The organism is Pseudomaricurvus alcaniphilus (genome assembly GCF_011440395.1).
Taxonomy (GTDB): Bacteria; Pseudomonadota; Gammaproteobacteria; order Pseudomonadales; family Cellvibrionaceae; genus Pseudomaricurvus; species Pseudomaricurvus alcaniphilus.
Genome location: NZ_JAAOIX010000008.1, coordinates 242,549 through 266,629, shown reverse-complemented (window position 1 = coordinate 266,629; position 24,081 = coordinate 242,549). Strand labels below are relative to the sequence as shown.

Sequence of the window (24,081 nt, the reverse complement as noted above, 5' to 3'; positions counted from 1 at the left end):
ACAATTACGCGCCTGACAGCTGGGCGCGAAACAGCTTGCCCAGCAGCAGCAGGTTGTCGGCGCCGGCGTAGTTGAGCCGCGATATCAGTGCCAGCCGGCGGTGCGGCCCGGGTTCCGTCAATTGCGCCAGGCGATATTCCTGACTGCCACCGGTGAGCTGGGCTACCGCCATTTCCGGCACAAAGGTAGAGCCCAGCCCGCCGGCCACCATCTGCAGCAGGGTATAGAGGCTGGTGCCGGAGACACTGCGGGTGACTTCAGCCGGCTGAAACTTGCACGCCGCCAGGGCGTGATCTTTCAGGCAGTGGCCATCCTGCAGCAACAGCAGGGGCTCGTCGCGCAACATCTCACTGCTGACCTGCTTGTGCGCCGCCAGGTGACTGCCCGGGTAGGTCACCAGGTAAAAATCTTCCTGCCAGAATTCAAAGGCGTGCAAACCGGCCAGATCGTAGGGCAGGGCTAGCACTGCGGTATCCAGCTCGCCACTGCGCACTTTCTCCACCAGCACATGACTCTGGTCCTCCTGGATGCGCAGCTGGAGGTCGGGGTATTGACGTCGCACCGCCGGCAACACCCGGGGCAGCAAGTAGGGCCCAATGGTGGGGATCACCCCCAACCCCAGGGGGGAGGACAGCGGCGCCCGCTCAGCGGCGGAAAACCGGTACAGGTCGTCCAGCAGGATTTTAATCTCCCGGGCCCGGGCCAGGAATTGTTCTCCCACCGGAGTCACCAGCACCCGCTTGTTGTCGCGCTCGAATAACTGCAGCCCCACCTGGCTCTCCAGCTCGGTTATGGCCGTGCTCAACGCCGATTGGGAGATGGCGCACTCCGCCGCGGCCTGTTTGAAATGGCGGGTTTTTTCCACCGCTAGTGCGTAACTCAACTGTTTAAAGGTAATCATCGTCGCAAACTCGGGAAATAGATTTCATCCAGTGATTCTATTAAATAGAACATCATAATCATTTTTATTCAATTTAACAGAACAATCAAGCTCGCTATTATCCTTCCAGTGCAGATGCAGTAATGCCTGTGCAGACACCCGAACTTTTAATGGAGATCCAACTCATGGCGAAAATCAACACCCGCATTCCTGAATTTACGGCCCAGGCCTTCCACAACGGTGACTTCATCACCGTGACCGACCAGGACGTACTCGGCAAGTGGGCGATCTTTTTGTTCTACCCGGCCGACTTTACCTTCGTCTGCCCCACCGAGCTGGAAGATATGGCCAAGCACTACGACGAGCTGCAGAAGTTGGGCGTAGAAGTCTACTCCGTCTCCACTGACACACACTTCGTGCACAAGGCCTGGCACGACACCAGCGAATCCATTGGCAAGATCAACTACCCCATGATCGGCGACCCCACCGGCAAAATCACCCGTGGTTTTGACGTCATGATCGAAGAAGAAGCCCTGGCCCTGCGCGGCACCTTCCTGGTCAACCCGGACGGCATCATCAAGGTAGCTGAAATCCACGACCTCGGTATCGGTCGCTCTGCCAAGGATATGGTCCGCAAGGTCAAGGCCGCCCAGTACGTTGCCACCCACGACGGCGAAGTCTGCCCCGCTGCCTGGGAAGAAGGCCAGGCGACCCTGACTCCAAGCCTGGACCTGGTCGGCAAGATCTAAACCGACGTCATTACCCTGGCGCACCCGCCAACCCTGAATACCGGGGCAGTGATCCTGCCCCGTTTTTCCCCAGTGAGGTAACACTATGCTATCCCAGGACATACTTAAGGCTCTGCAAGGCTACACCGCCGGCATGCAAAACAACGTCAGTCTGGTGATCCAAACTGGTGAACACCCGAAGCGGGCAGAACTGCTGGAATTTTTACAGTCGATCGCGTCAGTCAGCGATCACCTTGACGTGGTGGAACGCGATACGGCAGGCCAACTGCGCAGCCCCATCAGTTTTCTGCTGGAGGCCGAGGGCCACCCCAATGGCATCGTCTTTTCCGGTATCCCCTCGGGACACGAATTCAATTCCCTGGTGCTGGCCATCCTGCAGTCCTCCGGCACCCCCCTGAAGCTCGACGGCGCCATCCAGGCCAGCATCGGCAAAGTGAGCGATAGCCTCAAATTTGAGGTGTACGTCAGTCTCAGCTGCCACAACTGCCCGGACGTGGTGCAGGCGTTGAACCAATTTGCCCAGCTCAACCCCAATATCGCCGTGGAAATGATCGACGGCGGCCTCTACCCGGACCTGGTCGAAGCCAACAATATCCAGGGCGTACCGGCCGTCTTCCTCAACGGCGAGCCATTTGCCAACGGCAAAATCGACACCGCCCAGCTGCTCGACAAGCTTACCAGCCGCTATCCGGCTATGAGCGCCGACAGCGCCGACAGCGCCGGGGCAGAGACATTACCCACCCAGGACGTCACCGTGATTGGTGCCGGCCCGGCCGGTGTAGCTGCCGCCATCTACGCCGCTCGCAAAGGCCTCAAGGTGACCGTGGTCGCCGATCGCTTTGGCGGCCAGGTGAAAGACACCATGGGCATCGAAAACCTGATTTCGGTGCCGTCCACCACCGGACCCAAACTGACCGGCCAGCTGGTTGCCCATATGGACGAATACGACATCACTCGCAAGGAGCACCTGCGCGTTACCGCCATCGAGCCCGGTGACATTAAGAGCGTCAGCCTCAGCTCCGGCGAGCGCATCGACACCCGGGCACTGATTATTGCCACCGGCGCCAAGTGGCGCGAGCTGGGGGTCCCCGGTGAGAAAGAAAATATCGGCAACGGCGTGGCCTACTGCCCGCACTGTGATGGTCCCTTTTTCAAGGGCAAGGACGTGGCGGTAGTCGGCGGTGGCAACTCCGGTGTCGAAGCGGCAATCGATCTCGCCGGTATCGTCAATTCGGTGACCTTGTACGAATTCCTGCCGCAGCTAAAAGCCGACCAGGTACTGGTCGAACAGGCGCGCAAGCGCGCCAATATCACCATCAAGACCAATGTCGCGGTGCGGGAAATTATCGCCGATAACGGCAAAGTAGCGGCCCTCGCCTACGAGGATCGGGACAGCGGTGAACTGCAGCGGGACCCATTGCATGGCGTGTTTGTGCAGATTGGCTTGCTGCCCAACAGCGATTTTCTCCAGGGTGTGGTAGAGACCACCCGCTTCGGTGAGGTCGTGATCAACGAGCGCTGCGAAACCAGCACCGCGGGCATCTTCGCCTGTGGCGACGTGACCACAGTGCCCTACAAGCAGATTGTTATCGCTATGGGTGAAGGGGCAAAAGCTTCCCTCAGCGCCTTTGATTACCTGATGCGCCAGGGCTGATTGCCGTTTCCTACAACACTGCAGCGGAGCGCACTGGCTCCGGCTGCAGTGCTTGCTTTTTTACTGATCGACTCAGCCGGTCAGCTGGCTGGCAATGCTGTCTAGGTTATCCACTGACTCCATCACCGCGTCCAGGGCCTGCCGCGCCTTGTCCGGATCCAGGTGCAATTCGGCGTAGATATGGTCGGGTACCGCCAGTTGCGGCCCCTGGCCGATGCCCCGCTGTTGCAGCAGTCGCTGGGCCACCAGCAGGAGTTTGGCGTACTCGCCGTGCTCCCTGTCACCGACATTTTCCATGTTCTGGTAGCGCAGGGCGACAACCACTTCGTCAGGCATATTCCAGAAGTGCAGTAGCCAGCTGGCCAGCTGATCGCGACTGACGCCCAGCAAATTGAGTTCGGCCAGGTGCGGCGATGCGTGGCTATTCGCCTCTATGCAACGATTGATGGCGGTGAAGTGCGGCGGAAACACCTCCGCCAATACCAGCCAGCCAAAGTTGTGTAACAGGCCTGATAGATAGGCCATACCAAAACCCGGCCGGTGCTCCCGCGGAATGGCGGTCACCAATCCTTCCACCGTGGCCGCGGTATAGACTGCCTGGCGCCAGAACGGGGTCGCGCCCATTGGCCCCGCGTCGGGGATGCCCAGGGTCCTGCCCAGGGCCAACCCCAGCGCCAGGTTGAGCACCATGTCGAAACCCAGCACCCGGACAATGGCGTCGTGGATGGATTTGATCTTGCCCGGCGCCGAGTAATAGGGCGAGGCTGCCCAGCTCACCACCTGGGCGGCGAGACTCGGGTCGATCTCGACGATTTCGGCCAGGTCGTTGATGTCGGCAGCCGGGTCCACCCGCAGCTTGATGATGCGCTGTGCGGTCTCGGGCAGGGGTGGCAGGTCCAGTGTTTCTTCCAACCGTTGCTTGATGCGCAGGCTGGTAAAACTGCGCACCGCCGTGAAGATGTCCGCCTCGTCATTTTGCACCGCCTGGTAGCGGGCCTCCAGCTGCTGCAGCGGTACCGCCACATCGCAAATCACCGAATCCGCCGCCAGCGCCGCAAAACCTTTGCGCGATACCTGCAGGATATCGCCGCTGCCGGAATCCAGTAACACCAGTTCCTGACCCAACAGGCGCTGGTCCACCAGGGTTTTTATCCCGCCCAGGCGCGGCAGGGCGGGCACCGCATCCAGCTTGTGCTTACCGTAAAAGACCCGCAACTCGGGCTCAGCGAGGGCGCGCAGTGATCGTTCCAGCAGGTGGTTGACCGCGCTTATATCCAGCAGGCAATCGGCGGGAAAGACCACCTGCAGCCACCCCGCGCTGTCACTGAGGATGACCGAACGGGCAACCCCGCCGCCACGTACACGCTGCTGCTCCAGGTTGGTAGTACTGCTGCCAACGGCACTTTCTATCGAGACCGTGTAGGCCACGTTCTGCTGCTCCAGCAACTGTTTGACACTGGCCGGGACTGCCAAGGTTATTCTCCTTACTTACTCCATTAAATAGCACACGCGCAGGTAAAACGGGATAGCGCTTAAAACAGTCTAGTCAATAAATATGCAAAAGCGCAAAGCCGCAGGCCATTAGGGCTGACATATTTACCATTTATTTACGATTGGTAGGCCCCTGCACCACTGCAGCCCCTGAATCCGGCGGCAGCCAACGCTGAAATCGTGTCACGCATTGGCGTAATGCTGGTTGTGCCCCAGCCAGCGGCTGACCAATTGCTCGACGCTGGCTGGGTCTTCCTGCAGCAGTCGGGTTGCCAGCTGTTTTACCGCCGGCAGCAGGTGCCCGTCGCGATTGAGATCGGCGAGGCGAAACTGTACCGCCCCGGTTTGGCGGGTGCCCAACACCTCCCCCGGACCGCGCAACTCCAGATCCCGCTCGGCGATCAGAAAACCGTCATTGGTCTCCCGCATCGCGTCCAGGCGCTGGCGACCGTAGCGGGACAAGGGCGTCCCGTAGAGCAGGACGCAGTGACTTTCAGCGCTACCGCGACCGACCCGGCCGCGCAATTGGTGCAACTGTGCCAAACCCAGGCGCTCGGGGTTTTCAATTATCATCAGGCTGGCATTGGCCACGTCGACCCCCACTTCAATCACCGTGGTCGCCACCAGCAACTGGGTGGTACCGGCCTTGAATGCGGCCATTTGTTGTTCTTTTTCCGCCGGCTTCAAGCGTCCGTGCACCAGGCCCACGCGCACATCCGGCAGTGCCGCAGCCAGCAGTTCCGCGGTCGCTTCCGCCGCCTGCGCCTCCAGTGCCTCCGACTCTTCGATCAGGGTGCAGACCCAATAGGCCTGGCGGCCCTCCAGGCAGGCGGCGCGCACTCGCTCGATAACCTGGGGTCGACGCTGGTTGCCGATCACCACCGTTTGCACCGGGGTGCGCCCGGGCGGCAGTTGATCGATCACCGAGCAGTCCAGGTCAGCATAGGCGCTCATGGCCAGGGTGCGGGGAATGGGTGTGGCGGTCATAATTAATTGATGGGAGTGGCTGCGGGCGCCAGATTTTTCCCGCAACGCCAGGCGCTGATGGACACCAAACCGGTGTTGCTCATCGATAATGGTCAGGCCCAGGTCGGCAAACACGACGTCTTGCTGGAACAGGGCGTGGGTACCGATAACCAGTTGCGCTGCGCCGCTGGCAATGGCCGCCAATTGCTGTTTGCGCTCTGACTGTTTTTGGCGACCGCTGAGCCAACCGACCTGGATTCCCAGCGGCTCCAGCCACTGGCTAAAGCTCTGGCGATGCTGTTCTGCCAGTATTTCCGTGGGCGCCATCACTGCCGCCTGGCGGCCGTTGCCCACTGCCTGCAGCGCCGCTAGCGCCGCCACCACGGTCTTGCCTGAACCCACGTCGCCCTGCACCAGGCGCAACATGGGCACCGGCTGTGCCAGGTCCACAGAAATCTCGGCCGCCACCCGCTGCTGGGCGGCGGTCAGGTTGAAACCCAGCTGCTGGCGGAACTCCTGCAACAAGCGCTCGGGCGGCGGCAGCGGCACTGCTCCCGCGGCGCGCAATTGCTGTCGCACTTGCAGCATGCTCAGGTGGTGGGCCAACAGTTCCTCAAACGCCAGCCGCTGCTGGTAGGGGTGGGTGCCATCCAGCAGCTCTTGCAGGCTGGCATCTGCCGGCGGATGGTGCAGGTAGGCGATGGCCTGCTGCAGTGAACCCGCCCAACCTGTACCGGCGTTCAAGCCCGGCTGCGGCGGCAGTAATTCACGCAGGCTATGGCGGCTCATCAAGGTCAGCGCTTGCTGGCAGAGACTGCGCAGCCGCGCCTGGGTAATACCCTCTGTGGCGGGGTAAACCGGGGTCAAGCGGGACTCCAGTGGCGCCGCCACCGCCGCGTCGCAAAACTCGTATTCCGGGTGGTACAGCTCCAGTCCGGAAGCACCGCGCCGGCTCTCACCAAAACAGCGCAGGCGGGCGCCGACGCTAAATTGCTTTTGCTGGGCGGCAGAAAAGTGAAAGAAGCGCAGCGTCACTGTGCCAGTGTCATCCTGCAGGCGGCAGACCAGGCTGCGGCGGCGGCCATAGACCACATCACAGCCCCGAATCACCCCTTCGATAACCACATTGACCATCGGTTGCATCGCACCGATGGGTGTCACCCGGGTTCGGTCCAGGTAGCGCATTGGCAAGTGAAACAGCAAATCCTGGAGGTTGTGGATATTCAGCTTGGCCAGTTTATCGGCCAACTGGGCACCCACACCTTTCAGGGCAGTGACACTGACCTGCTCCAGCCCCGGGACCTGATCGGCGCTGGCGGCTGCATTACTGGAGTCGGGTGACGAGCGCTTCATAGTCAATTAAAAACGGTCACTTAAACACGCTCAGTCAGACATAGTCGATTAAACATGGTCAGTTAGAGACGGCCGATTATTGCGGAAACCGGCACTGGTTGACGGCCTCGCGTAAGACATCGATGGCCTTGTGCCGCGGGAAGCTCGCCCGCCACGCCAGCGCCACGGTGCGATGGGGTGCCGGTTCCGCAAACGGCCGGCTGACCAGCACCTCGGGGCCGTAGTAGGAAACCGTCGCCGCCGACATAGGCAGGATAGTCACCCCCAGGCCCGAGGCCACCATGTGTCGCAGCGTATCCAGTGAGCTGCCCTCGGCGGCAGTGCGGGCCGCGTTGTGTTTTTCCAGCCCGGGCAGCAGGTTGGGACAGGCCTCCAGCACCTGGTCGCGAAAACAGTGACCTTCGCCCAACAGCAACACCTCGTGGCCGTTAAAATCCTCCGGCGCAATGCTCTGCAATTTGGCCAGCGGGTGATCCCGATGCATCAATACCACGAAGGGTTCGTCATAAAGTGGTTGGGTCACCACGTCCGGTTCAGTGAACGGCAGGGCGACGATAATGACGTCCAACTCCCCCTTGCGCAGGCGCTGGCGCAGGGTTGCGGTAAACCCCTCTTCAACATAGAGCGGCATATGCGGTGCCAGCGCCTGCAATTGGGGAATAAAATGCGGAAACAGGAAAGGACCGATGGTATAGATGGCCCCGACCCTGAGCGGGCTGCTGAGCTGGTCCTTGCCGAAGGTGGCAATTTGGCGGATAACATCGGCCTGTTCCAGTACCAGCTGCGCCTGGGTCACGACCTTCTCCCCCAGCGGGGTTGCCAGTACCTGGCTTTTGGAGCGCTCAAACAGGGCCACCCCCAACTCGTCCTCGAGCTTCTTGACCGCGATACTGAGGGTCGGCTGGGAAACGAAACAGCGTTCTGCCGCACGGCCAAAATGCTGTTCCTGGGCCAGGGTGACTATGTATCGCAATTCAGTCAGTGTCATACTCATGTCCTGCCGTGAAGGGGTAGACCCGGGCCGCGGAGCAACAGCCACAACCGGATTCGACCCGATCATTTTGGCACAATCAGTGAATAGACGAAAACTATTGGCCAGGAAGTTTTTATTACGGTTTAAAATCCCTCTACGCCGGTGGCTCGTAACCTTGTACGGGGGCTACTGCAGGTATTAACCAACCGCTACTCACCATTAGCCCACAAACAGCTATCACAGGAGAGCAACGCCTTGACCCACTCGCGCCAAATAGTCACTGTGATCGGCTGCGGCGATATTGGTCGACGGCTGGCCCAGCGGCTGCCGCAAGCGCAATACCAGGTCATGGGTATTCGCCGGCGCCCGCCGGAAGACAGCGCCAACATCCGCTACCGGGCGGCCGACGTGCAGGACAGTGCCAGCCTCGCTGCCGCGCTCAGCCACCACAGCGATGTGGTGGTCATCACCCTCACCCCGGCGGCCTACACCGACAGCGGCTACCGGGAGACTTATGTGCAAGGAACCGGCAATCTGCTGGCGCAACTGCGGCGCCAGGCGCGGCCGCCGCGGCTGGTGGTGTATGTCTCCAGCACCAGTGTCAACGGCCAGGCCCAGGGTGAATGGGTGAATGAAGATTCAGCCACGCAACCCGCAAGTTTCAACGGTCAACGCCTGCTGGAGGCGGAGCGCCTGCTGCAAGACTCGGAACTCAACGCTGTGGTGATCCGCTTCGCCGGTATCTACGGCCCCGGTAGAGACCGCCTGCTGCAGCGGGTCTGGCGCGAGCGCGGCGTCCTCAGCGGGGCCGACCACTACACCAATCGCATCCACGCCGACGACTGTGGCGCCGCCATCGCCCACCTGATCGAACAGCAGCGATTGGGCACAGCCCTGCAGCCACTCTACCTGGGCAGTGATAGCCTGCCGGTGCGCGCCAGTGAGGTGCAGCACTGGTTGGCCCGGCAAATGGATCTCCTGGCCGAACCTGTCGGCGAACCCACAGGCGATCCAGCCAATACGCCAGAGAGCGAACCGGGTGCCGCTGCCGGCGGCAAGCGCTGTTGCAATCAACGCCTGCTCGACAGCGGCTTCAGCTTGCAATACCCCGATTACCGGGTCGGCTACGGGGAGTTGCTGCGCGCCTTCCTGCAGCGCCGCGCCGCGAGCGGAGAGTGCGGAGAATGAGCGACATCAAATTGCTGGGTTCAATCCACGACATCGAGCCGCAGAGTTGGGACAAGCTGTGGGCCAGCGACTATCCGTTTATCCGCCACGCCTTCCTGGCCGCGCTGGAAGACAGCGGCTGCACCAACTCCGAGAGCGGCTGGATACCCAGCCACCTGCTGTGGCAGGAGGGCGAAAACCCTGTGGCAGCTATGCCCCTGTACCTGAAAACCCACTCCTATGGCGAGTATGTATTCGACTGGGCCTGGGCCGACGCCTACCGCCGCCACGGCCTCGACTACTACCCCAAATTGCTCAATGCCATTCCTTTCACCCCCTCCTGCGGACCGCGCCTGGCGGTGCAAGCGGGTCGCGATCGGGCTGCGGTTATGGAGGACATCAGCCGCTATCTGGCCGACTATTGCCAGCAGCAGCAACTGAGCAGCTGGCACAGCCTGTTTCACGACCACAGCGACAACCAGCTCTGGCAACCACAGCTGCTGTCCCGCCTGGGTTGCCAGTTTCACTGGTACAACCGCGGTTACCGGGATTTTCAGGATTTTCTCGACCAGTTCAATTCCCGCAAGCGCAAAGCGGTGCGCAAGGAGCGCAAACAAATTGTCGACGCCGGAATCCGGTTGACGCGATTGGTAGGCACGGAGATCAGCAGCGCCGACTGGGACCAGTTCTACCACTTTTATCACTACACCTACCTCAAGCGCAGCGGCAACAGCGGCTACTTGAACCGGGACTTTTTCGCGCTTATCGGCGAAAGTGTGGGGGAGCAAATACTTATGGTGCGCGCCGAGCGCCATGGCGAGACTCTGGGCGCAGCACTGTGTTTCTTTAGCCAAACCCATTTGTTCGGTCGCTATTGGGGCTGTATCGAAGAAGTGCCAGGGCTGCACTTTGAAACCTGCTACTACCAGGGTATCGAGTTCGCCATTGAACGCGGCCTGCAGGTTTTCGATCCCGGGGCCCAGGGTGAACACAAGATTCAACGGGGCTTTGAGCCCACCCTCACCTGCTCCAGTCACTGGATTGCCGAGCCCCGCTTTCGCGCCGCTATCGCCGATTTCCTGCAGCGGGAGCGCCCCGGTATCGAGGCCTACCAGCAGGACTGCGCCACTTATCTGCCCTTTCGGCAGCAGCAAGCGCCGGAATAATCCACAGTTCTAACCCCGCTGGAACACCAGGCAGCGGTTGTTGGCGGGCATGGTATTGTCTTCCATAAACACCAGACCACGCACTGCCGCTGCCTCACAGAGAGCTTCAAAGTCGCGAATACCCTGGTGGGGCTGCTGTTGCTGCAGCCAGTCGTTAAAATCGGCGTTGCTCTCACTGGTGAACTGGCCGTGGTAGTTGAAAGGCCCGTAAATGACCAGTTTGGCACCGGGCTTGAGACAGCGGCGGAGCCCGTCGAGCATCGCCAACACCTGCGGCCAGGCCATAATATGGACGGTGTTGGCCGTAAACGCGCCATCAAATGGTTCATGCGGCCAGCTCTCACCCGTTACATCCAGCGCCAGTGGCGGCAGCAGGTTTTCCCCCTGATAGGTGGACATCCAGGCCTCTATGGCGCTGTGATTGGGCAGCAGGTCGCTGGTTTGCCACTGAATGTGAGGCAATTGCTCAGCGAAAAACACCGCGTGCTGACCGGTGCCGCTGCCGATTTCCAGCACCCGGCCCGGGCTGGTAAAATGACGCCGCAGTACTGCAAGTATGGGCCGCTTGTTGTTTTCACAGGCCTGGGAAAAGGGTTTTTCGAACATCGCGTACTCCGGTCGTTATCAGTGCTCGGTATAATTTGCCTCGCCGGCACGGGTTACTGCTACTGGCGCCGGGTAAATACCCACTCTTTGGTCGATGACAAGTCTTCGTTGTAGGCGTAACCATCGCGGTCAAAAGCTTGCAGCTGCTCGGCCGCCGTCAGGCGGTTTTTAATGGCGTAGGCGCACATCAGGCCGCGCGCCTTCTTGGCAAAGAAGCTGATGATTTTATACTGCCCGTTCTTCCAGTCCTTGAAAACCGGGGTGATAATTTCAGCTTGCAGCAATTTCGGCTGCACTGACTTGAAGTACTCGTTGGACGCGAGATTGACCAACACGTCAGTTTGCAGGGCCTGCAGCTGCCGATTCAGCGCCTCGGTAATGGTCGCCCCCCAAAAGCCGTACAGGTTTTTACCCCGGGCATTGGCGAACCGAGTGCCCATTTCCAACCGATAGGGCTGCATCAGGTCAAGTGGCCGCAACAGGCCGTACAACCCGGACAGGATACGCAGGTGCTGTTGGGCAAACTCGAAGTCCTCGCTGCTGAAACTGCGGGCATCCAGGCCACTGTAGACATCACCATTGAAAGCCAGCGCCGCCGGTCTGGCGTTTGCCGGGGTAAAGGGTGTGTGCCACTGTTGAAAGCGGTCAAAATTAAGCACGCCCAGCTTGTCACTGATACCCATCAACTGGGACAGGTCGTGGGGAGCCAGATGCCGCAGCTCGTCCACCAGGGCGCCGGCATGCTGCAGGAACTCCGGCTCGGTGTGCTCCCGAGTCGGGAGCGGGGTGTCGTAATCGAGGTTTTTCGCGGGTGATATCACCAGTAACATCAGGTATTCCAATACTTAGGGGGTTTAAAACTCAGGTGCACCAGCCTGTTGCCGGTTTCAGCGTCAAGCGGACAACAGTGCGGTGAATAGAGCGCTGTCGCTACTCGGGCTGCAAAATTTCCTGCCACCAGTTGAGCGGAGTCTCGCCATCCTCGGGATCGTAGACATTACCGTACACCCAGGCCACATCATCGCTGACAACGCTGTTGAGCAGCTTTTCAATTTGCTGGAAGCCGCAGCTGACATGGATACTGTAGACCAGCATACGCGGTGTTTCGATATCCAGGTCACCGCCCAGCTTTTCCAGCGCCGGCGTCAATTCATCCACCAGCTCACTGCTGTCGTCGCGGCAGAATACCCGAATCGATAAATTGCCACTGCGTTTGAGCAGGGTGAACTGCTGGCTGCCCGGCTCCAGTTTGATCAGGTCGCCGCGCGCCACGCCTTTGACAAAGGCCGGTGATTGCACCAGTTCGCAACTGTTGTCCTCGTGAACGATGACTCGCAGTCGTTCCGCCACCGGTTTGCCGTCGGGACCGGTGCCGGCGAAAAGTTCAATAACTTGTAATGCTGTGTTCATAGAATAGGAGTTTTCTGTGCGACCGCTGGCCAGCTGACAAACCGGGCAATGAGAAAATAATTACCGCGGTTGTTAATACTTGCGATGGCCACTGTTAATATTGAGTTAAGAGTTCAACGGGTATTATACGGATAATACCCAGCATATGGAGAATTGCATGACGCTTCGCTACCGCCTGGCCGGCATTTTACTGACCTTGTCAGCCCTGGCCGGCTGCACCACCAACCCGGTTACCGGGGAATCCCAGTTCACTATTATCTCACCCCAGCAGGAAGTGGCCATGGGGGCGCAACAGTACGGCCCCAGCCAGCAGAGCCAGGGCGGCCTGTATATGGTGGATCCGGAGTTGAGTGTGTATGTGAACCAGGTGGGGCAGAAACTGGCCGCCAAAAGCGGTCGCCCGGATTTACCCTACGAGTTTGTCGTGCTGAACAATGACAGCCCCAATGCCTGGGCGCTGCCGGGCGGCAAGATCGCCATCAACCGCGGCTTACTGGTGCACCTGCAGGATGAAGCACAACTGGCGGCCGTACTCGGCCATGAGGTGGTGCACGCCGCCGCCCGCCACGGCGCCCAGCAAATGACCCAGAGTGTAATCCTCGGTGTTGGCACCCAAATAGCGGTTGCCGCCGGCGGCCGCACCGAGTACGGCCAGCTGATAGGCACTGGCGCACAGCTGGGTTCAGCCATGTACCAGGCCAGGTACGGCCGCGAACAGGAACTGGAAGCAGATCGCTACGGTATGCTCTATATGGCTCGGGCCGGTTACGACCCCGACGCTGCGGTAGAGTTGCAAGAGACCTTTTTGCGCCTGGCGGAAGGTCGGCAGAGCAACTGGCTCGAGGGCCTGTTTGCCAGCCACCCGCCCTCCGCCCAGCGGGTTGAAGCGAATCGCGAACACGCCGCCAAACTGACTGGTAGCAACCGCAACCAAGCCGCCTATCAGCGCGCCATCGCCCAGATCAACCGCGACAAGGCCGCCTATGCCAAACACCAGGAGGCTATTGCCGCCGCCAACAGCGGTGATTTTGATAAAGCCCGCAGCCTCGTCAACCAGGCCATGAAACTGCAGCCGCGGGAGGCGTTGTTCCCGGCCACCATGGGCCAATTGCAACTGCAAGCCAAGAACTTCAAGCAGGCCATCAGTTACTTTGAGCAGTCGCACAAACTCTACCCGGAATACTACTTGCCACTGCTGGGCAGTGGTATCGCCGCCCGGCAACTGAAGTCCTACCAGCGCGCCGAGCAGGACCTGGTTGCCAGCAGCAAGTTGCTGCCAACCCAGGCGGCGGCGTTTTACCTGGGTGAGGTAAAGCTGGCCCAGGGCGACAAGCAGCAGGCGATCACCTATTTCCAGCATGCGGCCCAGGCCGGCGGCGAGCTGGGGGAAAAATCCCAGGCCTATTTGCAGGAACTGGTACCGACACCTCCCGCGGCGAGCTGAGAAGGTAAGCTAAAGGGCGACCTAATTACCACTTTCACCAAGCCGCCAAATGCTGTATAAATAAACAGTACAATCTGTACTAATTATCACTAAAGTTAAGCTTCGTCCAACTGGCTCTATGGTAGGTCTGGCTCCAGGGGCTTGCGTTCAAGACCCTCGACAGCATGGATGCTGTCGTGGAGCCCCCAGGGATGGGTATTCGGCGAGTCTTGAACGCAAGCCCCTGGAGCCAGGCCGGGAGAAAAGCTGATGTCCCAAGGTTTACGAGGTATATGTCTACTATCTCCGAGAGCTGGCTTATTCATAGGGGTAATCAGGAAGGGCGATGCCACCTGAAGGACTACTGTTCTGGCGGTGGCTTGGTGGAAATAAAGGAGGAGGGGTGGGCGATCAATTCACCCGGCAAATAAAACTGCCCAGCTCTGCCTTGCGCCGCTCGCACTCCTTGCGCAGGTTTTCACACACCTGGGCTTGTCCGGGAGCGGTGGGTTTGCGGTCCAGGCATTCGCCGTAGCGCTGGGACAAGTCATAGTCGGGCATTTTCCTGAACTTCGAATCCCTTTCGCAGCCCACCAGGAAAACAGCAACCACCAGGACAAACCTCAAAACCATCTCAAACTCCCAATTCCAGAATATGTATCAAAGTATAGATGATAAGAGTTATACCGGCAGATACCAACCGTAATTGTCGTTAATTGGAGCCCGCTGAAGGTGCAGCCCTGGCTAATCGTCTTCCTGGCCTAACTTGCGCTGCATCTCCTTGACGCTGACGTGCCGCACATCCAGCCCCTTGACCAGGAAGATGACGTGTTCGGCAATATTGCGGGAGTGGTCGCCGATTCGCTCCAGCGAGCGAATAGCCCAGACGATATTCAGGACCCTGGATATGGAGCGTGGATCTTCCATCATATAAGTGGCCAGTTCACGCATGGCCGACTTGTATTCCTGGTCGACGCGACCATCTTCCTTGGCGACGTTTAAGGCCAGGTTGACGTCAAAGCGGGCAAAGCAATCCAGGGTATTGATCACCATTTGATGCACCAGCGAACCGATATGGCGCAACTCTACGTAGCCTCGAGGTGCCTCGCCCTCTTCATTGAGCTCCAGCGCCATCTTGGCAATCTTCTGCGCTTCATCACCCATGCGCTCCAGATCGCGAATTATTTTAGCCACCGCCAGCACCATACGCAGATCGCCCGCCGCCGGCTGGCGCCGAGCCAAAACCAGGGTGCACTGCTCGTCCAGCTTCACCTCAAAGTTATCGACTTCTTCTTCCCTGGTAATTACCTGCTCTGCCAGTTCACTGTCGGCGGATGTAATTGCCTTGACCGCACTGATTACCTGCTCTTCAACGAGCCCGCCCATTTCCAGCAATTCGGTTTTTAACGCTTCCAGATCGGCATTAAACTGCCCGGATATATGTTGGCCTATGCTCAGTTTATCCATGCTCCACTCCTGTCAACGGAAGTATAGATGTATTGTTTCCATTACGGCGACAGCTGTAACGGCGTTGATGCCGATGGTGTTAACCAAACCTGCCAGTAATATAAGCTTCGGTAAGCTCATGATCCGGGTTCGTAAATACCTTCTCGGTTTCATTGACCTCGATTAATTTACCGAGATGAAAATAAGCGGTGCGATCAGACACCCGTGCCGCTTGCTGCATCGAGTGGGTAACAATGGCGATGGTGAAGTTGGCGCTCAACTCTGCAATCAGCTCCTCGATCTTGGCCGTTGCAATGGGATCCAGCGCGGAGCAGGGCTCATCCATCAATATCACTTCCGGGCTCACGGCGATGGTGCGGGCAATACAGAGACGCTGCTGCTGGCCCCCGGACAAGCCTGTGCCGGGTGACAGCAGACGGTCTTTGACTTCCTCCCACAAACCCGCGCGGCGCAGGCTGGTTTCTACGATTTCATCCAGCTCCGATTTGCGACTGACGAGACCGTGAATACGCGGTCCGTAAGCCACGTTGTCGTAGATCGACTTGGGGAACGGGTTGGGTTTCTGAAACACCATACCAACCCGGGCCCGCAGCGGTACGACATCCAGCTTGGGATCGTAGATATCCAGCTCCTCCAGCTTCAAGCTGCCTTCGACCCGGCAGATATCGATGGTGTCGTTCATGCGATTCAGGCAGCGCAAAAAAGTGGACTTGCCACAGCCAGAGGGGCCAATCATTGCCACCACTTCATTCTTGCCAATATCAAGGCCTACGTCAAAAATTGCCTGCTTGTCACCGTAGTAAACCTGCACATCCCGCATCGACATTTTCGGATGTTCGACAAACGGTATGCCGACGGTTTTACCAGCAGCTTGTTCTTTATAATTCGCAGTTGCTTTGCTCACCGGGGCCTCACTGTTTAATTTACCAATAGTATTTGCGCTTCCGACAGTGGCTTCCATAACTTGCACCTATCTATCCGATTCCGATTATTAAGTCTACCAGCGACGCTCAAGGCGCCGACGCAGCAGGACTGCCAGGGTGTTCATAACGATCAAAAAGCCCAGTAGCACCATAATCGCCGCGGAAGTGCGCTCTACAAATGCCCGCTCCGGACTATCAGACCACAGGAAGATCTGCACTGGCAATACCGTTGACGGATCGGTAATGCCACCAGGTACATCGACGATAAAGGCCACCATGCCGATCAACAGCAGGGGGGCAGTTTCACCGAGGGCCTGGGCCATGCCGATAATGGCACCGGTCAGCATCCCGGGCATGGCCAACGGCAGGACGTGGTGCAGGATAACCTGCATCTTGGAAGCGCCAATGCCCAGCGCCGCTTCACGGATCGACGGTGGCACCGCCTTGATCGCGGCACGACTGGAAATAATGATGGTCGGCAATGTCATCAGGGTGAGCACGATACCACCCACCAATGGAATGGAGCGCGGCATGGAAAAGAAGTTGATGAAAATAGCCAGACCGAGCAAACCGAAAATAATCGATGGCACAGCGGCCAGGTTATTGATATTAACCTCGATAAAGTCGGTAAATCGATTTTTGTGGGCGTACTCTTCCAGGTACACCGCCGCCGCCACGCCGATAGGAAATGACAGCACAAAAGTGACAATCAGGGTGTACAGCGAGCCCATCATGGCACCGCGAATACCGGCTTGCTCCGGTTCGCGGGAATCGCCGGCCTGGAAAAACGTCCGGTTAAAGCGCTTTTCCACCACACCGTCGGCAATCAGGGCTTCGATCCAGCCTATCTGGGTCTCGGAAAAGCGGCCGGTGTAGGCCTCGCTGCCATCGCTGCTGCGACTCTTGTAATAGGTGTCGTAGTCGTCATCGGCCAGCACCCAGATATCGACCCGGGTATTGATCAGCTGCGGGTTTTGCTCCAGTAAATCGCGCAGCTGGTAACCGGCGCCGTTACTGATTATGCCGTACAGATTACGCTTCTCTCGGCGTTTATTCACTTCCGGAAAGCGCTCCCGGAGGGCGTTTCTCAGCACCCCGTCATAATTGGCGCGCACAAACTGGGACGGATCGTTGATATCGCTGATACCCAGCGCTTCAGCACTAAGTTCAACATTCAAACGCACGTAGGTTTGCAGGAACGCCGAGTGTCCCTTGCCAATGATGTCGGCAAACAATATCACCAGGCACAACAGCCCAAACATAATGGACGCAATACCGTAGGCGCGAAAGCGCTTCTCCCGACGATAGCGGCGGGCGAGGTTCTTGTTGACCAGGTCGATGGTGCTGAGTTTTTCAGACATAGTCGTATCCTGTGGATTACTCATATTGTTCCCGGTACTTCTTCACCACGTGCAGGGCCAGGTAGTTCAGCGCCAGAGTCACTATAAACAGCATCAAGCCCAGGGCAAAAGCGGCCAGGGTTTTGGGGCTGTCAAACTCCTGGTCACCCACCAGCAGGGTGACGATTTGCACGGTGACTGTGGTTACCGATTCCAGCGGGTTGGCGGTCAGGTTGGCCGCCAGGCCGGCAGCCATAACCACGATCATGGTTTCACCGATGGCGCGCGACGCCGCCAGCAACACACTGCCGACAATACCCGGTAACGCCGCCGGCAGGACCACCTGCTTGATGGTTTCCGAGCGCGTCGCACCGAGGCCGAAGGAACCATCACGCAGCGCCTGGGGTACGGCATTGATCACATCGTCGGACAGGGATGAGACAAAGGGGATAATCATAACCCCCATCACCAGGCCTGCGGCGAGGGCACTCTCGGAAGAGATGGCCATTTGCAAGCCGAGAAACTCAAACGTCCAGGCGCCGCCGTCGCGAATCAGCGGCGCAATCGTCAGGGCGGCGAAGAAGCCATAGACCACGGTCGGGATGCCCGCCAACACTTCCAGCAGCGGCTTTACAATCGAGCGCACTGTGGAGCTGGCATACTCCGACAGATATATCGCGGTCATCAGTCCGGTGGGCACCGCGACAATCAGGGCGATGGCGGAAATCAGCAGGGTGCCGGTAAACAGCGGAATAATACCAAACGCCCCCGAGCTGCCCACCTGGTCGGCCCGAATGGCCATCTGCGGGCTCCAGTGGGTGCCAAAAATAAATTCGGTAAACGGCACTGCCTGGAAAAAGCGCAGCGACTCAAAGATCACCGAAAACACAATGCCAACCGTGGTGAGGATGGCGATACTGGCACAGCTGAGGAGGATAAATTTAAAGACTTTTTCTACCTGCAAGCGGGCTTTCTGCTGCGGCTGGATGCGAAACCAGGAGAATACCGCCAGTGACATGCCCAGTGTCAAGCCGAGCACCGCCATGGCCATCTGGCTGATAGCGGTTATACGATTGAGACTGTCGGCAGCAGCTACTACGTAGGGTTCCGGGTCGCCGGCGGTCATATTTTCAGCCGCCAGGTTCTTGATGCTGTTCAGCACCAGGCCCAGTTCCCCATCCGGCAGCGCGCGCACAGGCTCGGGTAGCTGGGCGAGAATCAGGCTATCGATAATGGTGTTGTCAAAGACTAACCACAGGGCCACTACCAGCAGTGCCGGTATACCACACCACAGCGCGGTCAGGGTGCCGTAATAGAAGGGCAGGGAGTTGAGGTTGCGATAGCCACCCTGGGAGGTATCTGCCAGGGAGACCGAGCGCCGGCGACCGAAAAAGTAGGCCACGGCAATCAAAACAACAATGGTGAGCAGCAGGCTGGATGTATTCATAAAGTGTCCAAACAAGAACCTCAATGAGGCTTCAAATGGCTGGGAAAAGCAGGCCGGTCCGGCTTTTCGCAAACATCTGCTGGTAAGTTAAAAAATAGCCCGGGCGACTTTTGGCCCAGGCTATTAGCACTGCAGTATAAACTGCCTTTAGTACGAGTCTTAAAGCTTACATCGACATGCTCTGCAGGGTCTTCACAGCGTTGGCCACCTTGGCTCGCTCGGCGTCACCCAGTGGAATCATGCCTTTCTCGCTCAGGTAACCTTCCTCGCCAAAAGCTGCTTCACTGGTGAACTCAGCCAGGTACTCCTGCATACCCGGAATGGTGCCAATATGGTCTTTTTTGACATAGAAGTACAGCGGCCGGGAGACCGGGTAAGAGCCGTCAGCGATGGTCTCGAATTCCGGCGGGTTACCGCCGATCAGGGAACCCTGGATCTTGTCGCTGTTTTGGTCGAGGAAACTGAAACCGAAGATGCCCAGGGCTCTCTTGTTGGCGTTGAGCTTCTGTACGATCAGGTTATCGTTTTCACCGGCTTCGATAAACGGGCCATCTTCACGCACGGTACGACAAACCTTCTTGTGCAGGTCTTTGTCGCTGTCCTTCAGGGCCTTGATCCAGGCAATGGAGTCGCAACCGCCTTCCAGCGCCAATTCCTGGAATGCATCCCGGGTACCGGACGTGGGCGGTGGGCCGAGCACCTCAATCTTGTAGTTGGGCAGAGTCGGGTTGATGTCTTTCCAGGTCTTGTAGGGGTTTTTCACCAGGGTTTCCGAGCCGTCCGGATTGGGTACTTCCGCCGCCAGGGCCAGGAACAGCTCCTTGAGGGTGAGATCCAACTGGGGTGATTCAACCGAGTTGCCAATCACGATACCGTCGTAGCCTATCAGCACTTCAATAATATCGCGGACGCCGTTTTTCTGGCACATTTCAAATTCGGAGCTCTTGATGCGACGCGAAGCATTGGTGATATCCGGGTTGGCAACACCCACCCCCTGGCAGAATAGCTTCATGCCACCACCAGTACCTGTGGACTCGATTTTTGGGGTTTTGTAATTGGTACTTTTGCCGAAACGTTCAGCCACAACGGTGGAAAAGGGATACACAGTAGAAGATCCAACGACGCTGATGTAATCACGAGCGGCAGTGGCGAATTGCGCACCCAGGGCAGTAGCCGCTAGGGTTGCGATCATAAGGGTTTTTTTCACAGTTTCCTCCTGGGACAGATGTCTGGCTTAAGTAGTATCGAATAAGCCCGGTTATTTACTCTGGCGTAGATGCTAGTTCTCAGAGGTGACAATACTATGAAGCAAACATGACACTAATGTGACAGGCGCGAAATATAACATGGCTGGAATGGCCGGTGCCAGTCTGGCGGCCTGCAGCAGTGGTCTGTTTTCCATGATCTTTCCGCTATACTGCTCCCAAATTTCAATAACATTGCCACGGAGTGCGACATTTATGTCCTCCTCTATGCCCAGCGCCGCCGGCCGAGTGGTTGCCTGCATTGACTCCTTCGCTCGCCTGACGGGCCGCATAGTTGCCTGGTTAACCCTGTTGATGATGCTGCTCACCTGCCTGATCGTTATTTTGCGCTACGGCTTTTCGGTGGGTTATATCGCTATGCAGGAGTCCATCAGCTACCTGCACGCCGTCGTATTTCTGCTCGGCGCCGCCTTTACCCTCGAGCGCGACGGCCATGTGCGGGTCGATATTTTCTACCGCAACTACACTGAACGGCAAAAGGCCTGGGTCAATGGTATTGGCAGCCTGGTATTCCTGTTGCCGATCTGCGGGTTTGTCCTGTTTAGCAGCTGGGACTATACCGTCAATGCCTGGCGTATTGCCGAGGGTTCGCCCAACGCCGACGGGATACCGGCTGTATTCCTGCTCAAGACCCTGATTCCGCTGTTTGCGGCATTGCTGGCGCTGCAGGGGGTGGCCGAAGTATTGCGATCGCTGCTGACTCTCACCGAGCGAGATAACTGATCATGGCAGAACTGGTACCACTGCTGATGTTCCTGTGTGTCTGCCTGGCCCTGATGTTCGGCTACCCGGTGGCCTTTACCCTGGCGGGTACAGCATTGAGCTGCGCCGGCCTGGGTATCCTCAGTGGCCATTTTGACGCCAACTTGCTGCGCGCTTTCCCGGATAGAATATTCGGCACCATGAACAACTACACCCTGATCGCAGTGCCTCTGTTTGTGCTCATGGGCGTGGTATTCGAGCGCTCCAAACTGGCTGAGCAACTGCTGGACAGCATGGCCCGCCTCTGCGGTCGCCTGCCTGCGGGGATGGCCATCTCGGTGGTTATTGTGGGTATGTTCCTGGCCGCCTGTACCGGCATTGTCGGTGCCACTGTTATCACCATGGGCCTGATGTCACTGCCCGCCATGCTGAAACGGGGGTACAGCGCCGAATTGGCCACCGGTACCATCTGCGCCACTGGCACCCTGGGGCAAATCATACCGCCGTCCATCGCCCTGGTGCTGCTGGGCGATATTCTCTCCAGCGCCTACCAGCAAGCGCAATTGCAGCAGGGGATCTTCAACCCGCAGCCGGTGTCGGTAGGGGACCTGTTTATCGGGGCCATAGTGCCCGGCTTTTTGCTGGTAAGCATCTACATCGCTTACCTGATTATCACCTCGTTGCGCAGGCCTGATTTGGCTCCGGTCGGCCAGGACAGCAGTGACCTGGAGCGTCCCTCCCTGTTCGAGCTGCTGCGCAGCCTGCTGCCACCGGGGATATTGATCGTACTGGTGCTGGGCTCAATCATCAGCGGGGCGGCCACCCCAACCGAAGCAGCTGGCGTTGGCGCCATGGGCGCAGTATTGCTGGCCTGGCAGCGGGGCGCCCTGGATATCGCCAGGCTCGGGGATATTGTTCGCTCAACCACGGAAATTACCGTGATGGTGTTTACCATCCTGTTGGGCGCCTCGCTGTTCTCGCTGGTGTTTCGCGGATTTGGCGGCGAGCATGTCATCACCGAGTTTTTCAACGGCCTGCCCGGAGGGGTGATAACCGCAACCCTGATCGTCATGCTGGTGATCTTTCTGCTCGGCTTTATTCTTGACTTTATTGAAATAACCTTCGTGGTAGTGCCCATTGTCGGCCCGGTACTGCTGGCCATGGGCCTGGATCCGATCTGGCTGGGTATTATGATCGCCCTCAATCTGCAAACCTCTTTCCTGACGCCCCCGTTTGGTTTCGCCCTGTTTTACCTGCGCGGGGTCGCCCCCGCCAGTGTCAGCACCATGGCGATTTATCGTGGTGTTCTCCCTTTTATTGTGCTCCAATTAGCGCTTATGTTGGCGCTGGCCCTTTGGCCGCAACTGGTTACCTGGTTGCCGGCGCAATTGCACTGAGATTATGAGGTAGAACAAACGGTGAGTAACGACTATCGCGACCTGGACGAGGATCCGGTACCCACAGGCGAATTAATGACCCGCACCCTGGTCATGCCATCCGACGTCAACCCCTATGGGGATGTGTATGGTGGCTGGCTGATGTCGCAGATGGATTTGGCCGGTTCGATCAAGGCGTCCAATATTGCCCGCGGCCGGGTCACCACCGTGGCGGTTGACACCATGGCCTTCTTGCGACCGGTACCACTGGGCTCAACTGTTTGCTGCTACGCTGAAATAGAAGAGGTTGGACGCTCGTCAGTACGGGTTCTGGTCGATGTCTGGCTGCGCCCACCGGAATCCCAGGAGCGAGTAAAACTCACTGAGAGTACCTTTGTCTACGTCGCCATTGACGACAACGGCCGCACTCGCTCCATCGTTAAAGAGCCCACTTAGGTTAAGACAGCCCAACAAGAGCGAGCCGCAGGGGAGTTCCAGTGGTCTATTCTCGCATCTCGTAATAGGGCTGTTCCGATACCCGGTGGTAGGCACTGACCGACTTCTGAAAGGCTTTATAAGACTGCAAAACCCGTTTGAAATCCGGATTGCGCTCGGCCTCTTCAAGATACACCTGATCGGCGATCTTTTTTAACCCGAGCAGTACGGATTTCGGTAGAGGCCGCACATCGACACCGTGCTTTTCAATCAATTCCTGCAGCGCGGCGTTATTGCGACCCGTATATTCATCCAGCATTTCCTGATTTGCCGCCCGCGCCGCCACTTCGACAATCTTTTGCAGGTCTTGCGGCAAGCGCTGGTAGGCGTCCTTATTGACGATCAGTTCCAGGGTAGGGCCGGGTTCGTGCCAGCCAGGGTAGTAGTAGTACTTTGCCACCTGGTAAAAGCCAAACGCCAGGTCATTGTAGGGCCCAACCCACTCAGTAGCGTCGATCACTCCGGTTTGCAGGGAGGTATAGAGTTCACCGCCGGGGATATTGATAGACGAACCACCGGCCCGATTCCAGACTATGGCACCGAGACCCGGAATGCGCATTTTCAGGCCCTTGATGTCTGCCATGGAATTGATTTCGCGGTTAAACCAACCGGCCATTTGCACACCGGTATTGCCGGCGGCGAACGGTATTAGGTTGAAGGGTGCGTAGATCTCGCGCCACAATTCCATGCCCCCACCGTAATAGAGCCAACCATTCATTTCCTGAGCATTTAAACCGAAAGGTATCGAGGTGAAAAATGGTGTCGCTGTATTTTTACCCTTCCAGTAATAGGCGGCGCCGTGGCCCGCTTCGGCGCCGCCGGATGAAACCGCGTCGAATACGCCCAGCGCCGGCACCAGCTCTCCGGCACCATAGACACTGATGGTCAAGCGTCCGCCACTCATTTGTTCTACATAGCGAGCAAAGTTCTCCGGCGCCGCCCCGAGCCCCGGAAAATTCTTGGGCCAGGTGGTCACCAGTTTCCAGTGAAATCGATCTGTCTCGGTAGCACTACCGCCCTGCCCGGCTGTTCCAGCGCCGGATTGCCCCAGCTTGCTGGCCACCAGCAACCAAAACAGCAACACGCTAAGCGCGACCAGCGCCATTATGATTATCGATTGATTCTTATTTTTTTTCGCCGACTGCATGATTACTCACTTGAGATAGTTCTCTGCCAGAAAAACTCCGGCCAAACGCTCATTTAAAATGTGCCACTTACGGGCACTTTA

At 58.2% G+C, this 24,081-nt stretch carries 22 protein-coding genes; 8 read left to right on the top strand and 14 right to left on the bottom strand.

Annotated features, from left to right (window positions below):
- Positions 1-4: 4 nt before the first annotated feature.
- On the bottom strand, positions 5-901 hold the full coding sequence (locus tag G8764_RS16275; protein ID WP_166165720.1) for a hydrogen peroxide-inducible genes activator: 897 nt from the start codon (positions 899-901) through the stop codon (positions 5-7).
- Positions 902-1,065: 164 nt separating this feature from the next.
- Between G8764_RS16275 and ahpC the strand changes: the two genes are divergently transcribed.
- Complete coding sequence (ahpC, locus tag G8764_RS16270) at positions 1,066-1,629, top strand: alkyl hydroperoxide reductase subunit C (protein ID WP_166165719.1); 564 nt, start codon at positions 1,066-1,068, stop codon at positions 1,627-1,629.
- 85 nt (positions 1,630-1,714) lie between these two features.
- A complete protein-coding gene (gene ahpF / locus G8764_RS16265; protein ID WP_166165718.1) occupies positions 1,715-3,283 on the top strand; it encodes an alkyl hydroperoxide reductase subunit F in 1,569 nt (522 codons plus the stop codon).
- A 72-nt stretch (positions 3,284-3,355) separates the two neighbouring features.
- Here the strand turns inward: ahpF and G8764_RS16260 are convergent, their stop codons facing one another.
- The 3 genes from G8764_RS16260 to G8764_RS16250 all read right to left on the bottom strand — a co-directional run bounded on the left by G8764_RS16260 (position 3,356) and on the right by G8764_RS16250 (position 8,081).
- The gene (locus G8764_RS16260; RefSeq protein WP_166165717.1) at positions 3,356-4,756 is read right to left on the bottom strand and encodes an aminoacyl-tRNA deacylase and HDOD domain-containing protein; all 1,401 of its coding nucleotides are present in this window, start codon (positions 4,754-4,756) and stop codon (positions 3,356-3,358) included.
- 201 nt (positions 4,757-4,957) lie between these two features.
- Positions 4,958-7,093, bottom strand: coding sequence for an ATP-dependent DNA helicase RecG (recG, locus tag G8764_RS16255; protein ID WP_166165716.1), 2,136 nt, complete (start codon positions 7,091-7,093; stop codon positions 4,958-4,960).
- A 76-nt stretch (positions 7,094-7,169) separates the two neighbouring features.
- Positions 7,170-8,081: a hydrogen peroxide-inducible genes activator gene (locus G8764_RS16250; protein ID WP_166165715.1), complete on the bottom strand. Its 912-nt coding sequence runs from the start codon at positions 8,079-8,081 to the stop codon at positions 7,170-7,172.
- 147 nt (positions 8,082-8,228) lie between these two features.
- Here G8764_RS16250 and G8764_RS16245 point away from each other — a divergent pair, with 147 nt between their 5' ends.
- Positions 8,229-9,254 carry an NAD-dependent epimerase/dehydratase family protein gene (locus G8764_RS16245; protein WP_341806405.1) on the top strand — a complete coding sequence of 342 codons (1,026 nt, stop codon included), beginning with the start codon at positions 8,229-8,231 and terminating at the stop codon, positions 9,252-9,254.
- Positions 9,251-10,399, top strand: a complete 1,149-nt coding sequence (locus G8764_RS16240) for a GNAT family N-acetyltransferase (RefSeq protein ID WP_166165713.1) — start codon at positions 9,251-9,253, stop codon at positions 10,397-10,399. Before G8764_RS16245 ends, G8764_RS16240 begins: the two co-directional genes overlap by 4 nt.
- A 9-nt stretch (positions 10,400-10,408) precedes the next feature.
- Here G8764_RS16240 and G8764_RS16235 read toward each other — a convergent pair whose 3' ends face one another.
- The 3 genes from G8764_RS16235 to G8764_RS16225 all read right to left on the bottom strand — a co-directional run bounded on the left by G8764_RS16235 (position 10,409) and on the right by G8764_RS16225 (position 12,415).
- Complete coding sequence (locus tag G8764_RS16235; protein ID WP_166165712.1) at positions 10,409-11,005, bottom strand: DUF938 domain-containing protein; 597 nt, start codon at positions 11,003-11,005, stop codon at positions 10,409-10,411.
- 59 nt (positions 11,006-11,064) lie between these two features.
- Positions 11,065-11,835: a peroxide stress protein YaaA gene (yaaA, locus tag G8764_RS16230; RefSeq protein ID WP_166165711.1), complete on the bottom strand. Its 771-nt coding sequence runs from the start codon at positions 11,833-11,835 to the stop codon at positions 11,065-11,067.
- Between the two features lie 100 nt (positions 11,836-11,935).
- The gene (locus G8764_RS16225) at positions 11,936-12,415 is read right to left on the bottom strand and encodes a DUF4265 domain-containing protein (RefSeq protein WP_166165710.1); all 480 of its coding nucleotides are present in this window, start codon (positions 12,413-12,415) and stop codon (positions 11,936-11,938) included.
- A gap of 157 nt (positions 12,416-12,572) precedes the next feature.
- Between G8764_RS16225 and G8764_RS16220 the strand changes: the two genes are divergently transcribed.
- The gene (locus tag G8764_RS16220) at positions 12,573-13,859 is read left to right on the top strand and encodes a M48 family metalloprotease (protein WP_166165709.1); all 1,287 of its coding nucleotides are present in this window, start codon (positions 12,573-12,575) and stop codon (positions 13,857-13,859) included.
- A gap of 390 nt (positions 13,860-14,249) precedes the next feature.
- Here the strand turns inward: G8764_RS16220 and G8764_RS16215 are convergent, their stop codons facing one another.
- The 6 genes from G8764_RS16215 to G8764_RS16190 form a co-directional block, all read right to left on the bottom strand.
- A complete protein-coding gene (locus G8764_RS16215) occupies positions 14,250-14,471 on the bottom strand; it encodes a hypothetical protein (protein ID WP_166165708.1) in 222 nt (73 codons plus the stop codon).
- 111 nt (positions 14,472-14,582) lie between these two features.
- Entirely contained in the window at positions 14,583-15,305 is a 723-nt protein-coding gene (gene phoU, locus G8764_RS16210; RefSeq protein WP_207951922.1) for a phosphate signaling complex protein PhoU, read from the bottom strand.
- 79 nt (positions 15,306-15,384) lie between these two features.
- Positions 15,385-16,131: a phosphate ABC transporter ATP-binding protein PstB gene (gene pstB / locus G8764_RS16205; protein ID WP_243748853.1), complete on the bottom strand. Its 747-nt coding sequence runs from the start codon at positions 16,129-16,131 to the stop codon at positions 15,385-15,387.
- 171 nt (positions 16,132-16,302) lie between these two features.
- A complete protein-coding gene (gene pstA, locus G8764_RS16200) occupies positions 16,303-17,589 on the bottom strand; it encodes a phosphate ABC transporter permease PstA (RefSeq protein WP_243748840.1) in 1,287 nt (428 codons plus the stop codon).
- A 16-nt stretch (positions 17,590-17,605) separates the two neighbouring features.
- A complete protein-coding gene (gene pstC, locus G8764_RS16195) occupies positions 17,606-19,015 on the bottom strand; it encodes a phosphate ABC transporter permease subunit PstC (protein WP_166165705.1) in 1,410 nt (469 codons plus the stop codon).
- A 166-nt stretch (positions 19,016-19,181) separates the two neighbouring features.
- The gene (locus tag G8764_RS16190; protein WP_425049214.1) at positions 19,182-20,222 is read right to left on the bottom strand and encodes a PstS family phosphate ABC transporter substrate-binding protein; all 1,041 of its coding nucleotides are present in this window, start codon (positions 20,220-20,222) and stop codon (positions 19,182-19,184) included.
- A gap of 253 nt (positions 20,223-20,475) precedes the next feature.
- Between G8764_RS16190 and G8764_RS16185 the strand changes: the two genes are divergently transcribed.
- From G8764_RS16185 to G8764_RS16175, 3 genes are all read left to right on the top strand, one after another.
- Entirely contained in the window at positions 20,476-21,003 is a 528-nt protein-coding gene (locus G8764_RS16185; RefSeq protein ID WP_243748839.1) for a TRAP transporter small permease subunit, read from the top strand.
- Between the two features lie 2 nt (positions 21,004-21,005).
- A complete protein-coding gene (locus G8764_RS16180; protein ID WP_166165704.1) occupies positions 21,006-22,379 on the top strand; it encodes a TRAP transporter large permease in 1,374 nt (457 codons plus the stop codon).
- Between the two features lie 75 nt (positions 22,380-22,454).
- A complete protein-coding gene (locus G8764_RS16175) occupies positions 22,455-22,814 on the top strand; it encodes an acyl-CoA thioesterase (RefSeq protein WP_166165754.1) in 360 nt (119 codons plus the stop codon).
- 46 nt (positions 22,815-22,860) lie between these two features.
- On the opposite strand, the gene G8764_RS16170 is transcribed toward G8764_RS16175, so the two are convergent.
- Positions 22,861-24,000, bottom strand: a complete 1,140-nt coding sequence (locus G8764_RS16170; RefSeq protein WP_166165703.1) for a TRAP transporter substrate-binding protein — start codon at positions 23,998-24,000, stop codon at positions 22,861-22,863.
- Positions 24,001-24,081: the final 81 nt, after the last annotated feature.

Bases quoted from the DNA above. Each gene is read 5' to 3' on its own strand.
- G8764_RS16275 (WP_166165720.1), bottom strand. From the start codon at position 901: ATGATTACCTTTAAACAGTTGAGTTACGCACTAGCGGTGGAAAAAACC.
- ahpC (WP_166165719.1), top strand. From the start codon at position 1,066: ATGGCGAAAATCAACACCCGCATTCCTGAATTTACGGCCCAGGCCTTC.
- ahpF (WP_166165718.1), top strand. From the start codon at position 1,715: ATGCTATCCCAGGACATACTTAAGGCTCTGCAAGGCTACACCGCCGGC.
- recG (WP_166165716.1), bottom strand. From the start codon at position 7,093: ATGAAGCGCTCGTCACCCGACTCCAGTAATGCAGCCGCCAGCGCCGAT.
- G8764_RS16250 (WP_166165715.1), bottom strand. From the start codon at position 8,081: ATGACACTGACTGAATTGCGATACATAGTCACCCTGGCCCAGGAACAG.
- G8764_RS16240 (WP_166165713.1), top strand. From the start codon at position 9,251: ATGAGCGACATCAAATTGCTGGGTTCAATCCACGACATCGAGCCGCAG.
- G8764_RS16235 (WP_166165712.1), bottom strand. From the start codon at position 11,005: ATGTTCGAAAAACCCTTTTCCCAGGCCTGTGAAAACAACAAGCGGCCC.
- yaaA (WP_166165711.1), bottom strand. From the start codon at position 11,835: ATGTTACTGGTGATATCACCCGCGAAAAACCTCGATTACGACACCCCG.
- G8764_RS16225 (WP_166165710.1), bottom strand. From the start codon at position 12,415: ATGAACACAGCATTACAAGTTATTGAACTTTTCGCCGGCACCGGTCCC.
- G8764_RS16220 (WP_166165709.1), top strand. From the start codon at position 12,573: ATGACGCTTCGCTACCGCCTGGCCGGCATTTTACTGACCTTGTCAGCC.
- G8764_RS16215 (WP_166165708.1), bottom strand. From the start codon at position 14,471: ATGGTTTTGAGGTTTGTCCTGGTGGTTGCTGTTTTCCTGGTGGGCTGC.
- phoU (WP_207951922.1), bottom strand. From the start codon at position 15,305: ATGGATAAACTGAGCATAGGCCAACATATATCCGGGCAGTTTAATGCC.
- pstB (WP_243748853.1), bottom strand. From the start codon at position 16,131: ATGTCGATGCGGGATGTGCAGGTTTACTACGGTGACAAGCAGGCAATT.
- pstA (WP_243748840.1), bottom strand. From the start codon at position 17,589: ATGTCTGAAAAACTCAGCACCATCGACCTGGTCAACAAGAACCTCGCC.
- pstC (WP_166165705.1), bottom strand. From the start codon at position 19,015: ATGAATACATCCAGCCTGCTGCTCACCATTGTTGTTTTGATTGCCGTG.
- G8764_RS16185 (WP_243748839.1), top strand. From the start codon at position 20,476: ATGTCCTCCTCTATGCCCAGCGCCGCCGGCCGAGTGGTTGCCTGCATT.
- G8764_RS16180 (WP_166165704.1), top strand. From the start codon at position 21,006: ATGGCAGAACTGGTACCACTGCTGATGTTCCTGTGTGTCTGCCTGGCC.
- G8764_RS16175 (WP_166165754.1), top strand. From the start codon at position 22,455: ATGACCCGCACCCTGGTCATGCCATCCGACGTCAACCCCTATGGGGAT.
- G8764_RS16170 (WP_166165703.1), bottom strand. From the start codon at position 24,000: ATGCAGTCGGCGAAAAAAAATAAGAATCAATCGATAATCATAATGGCG.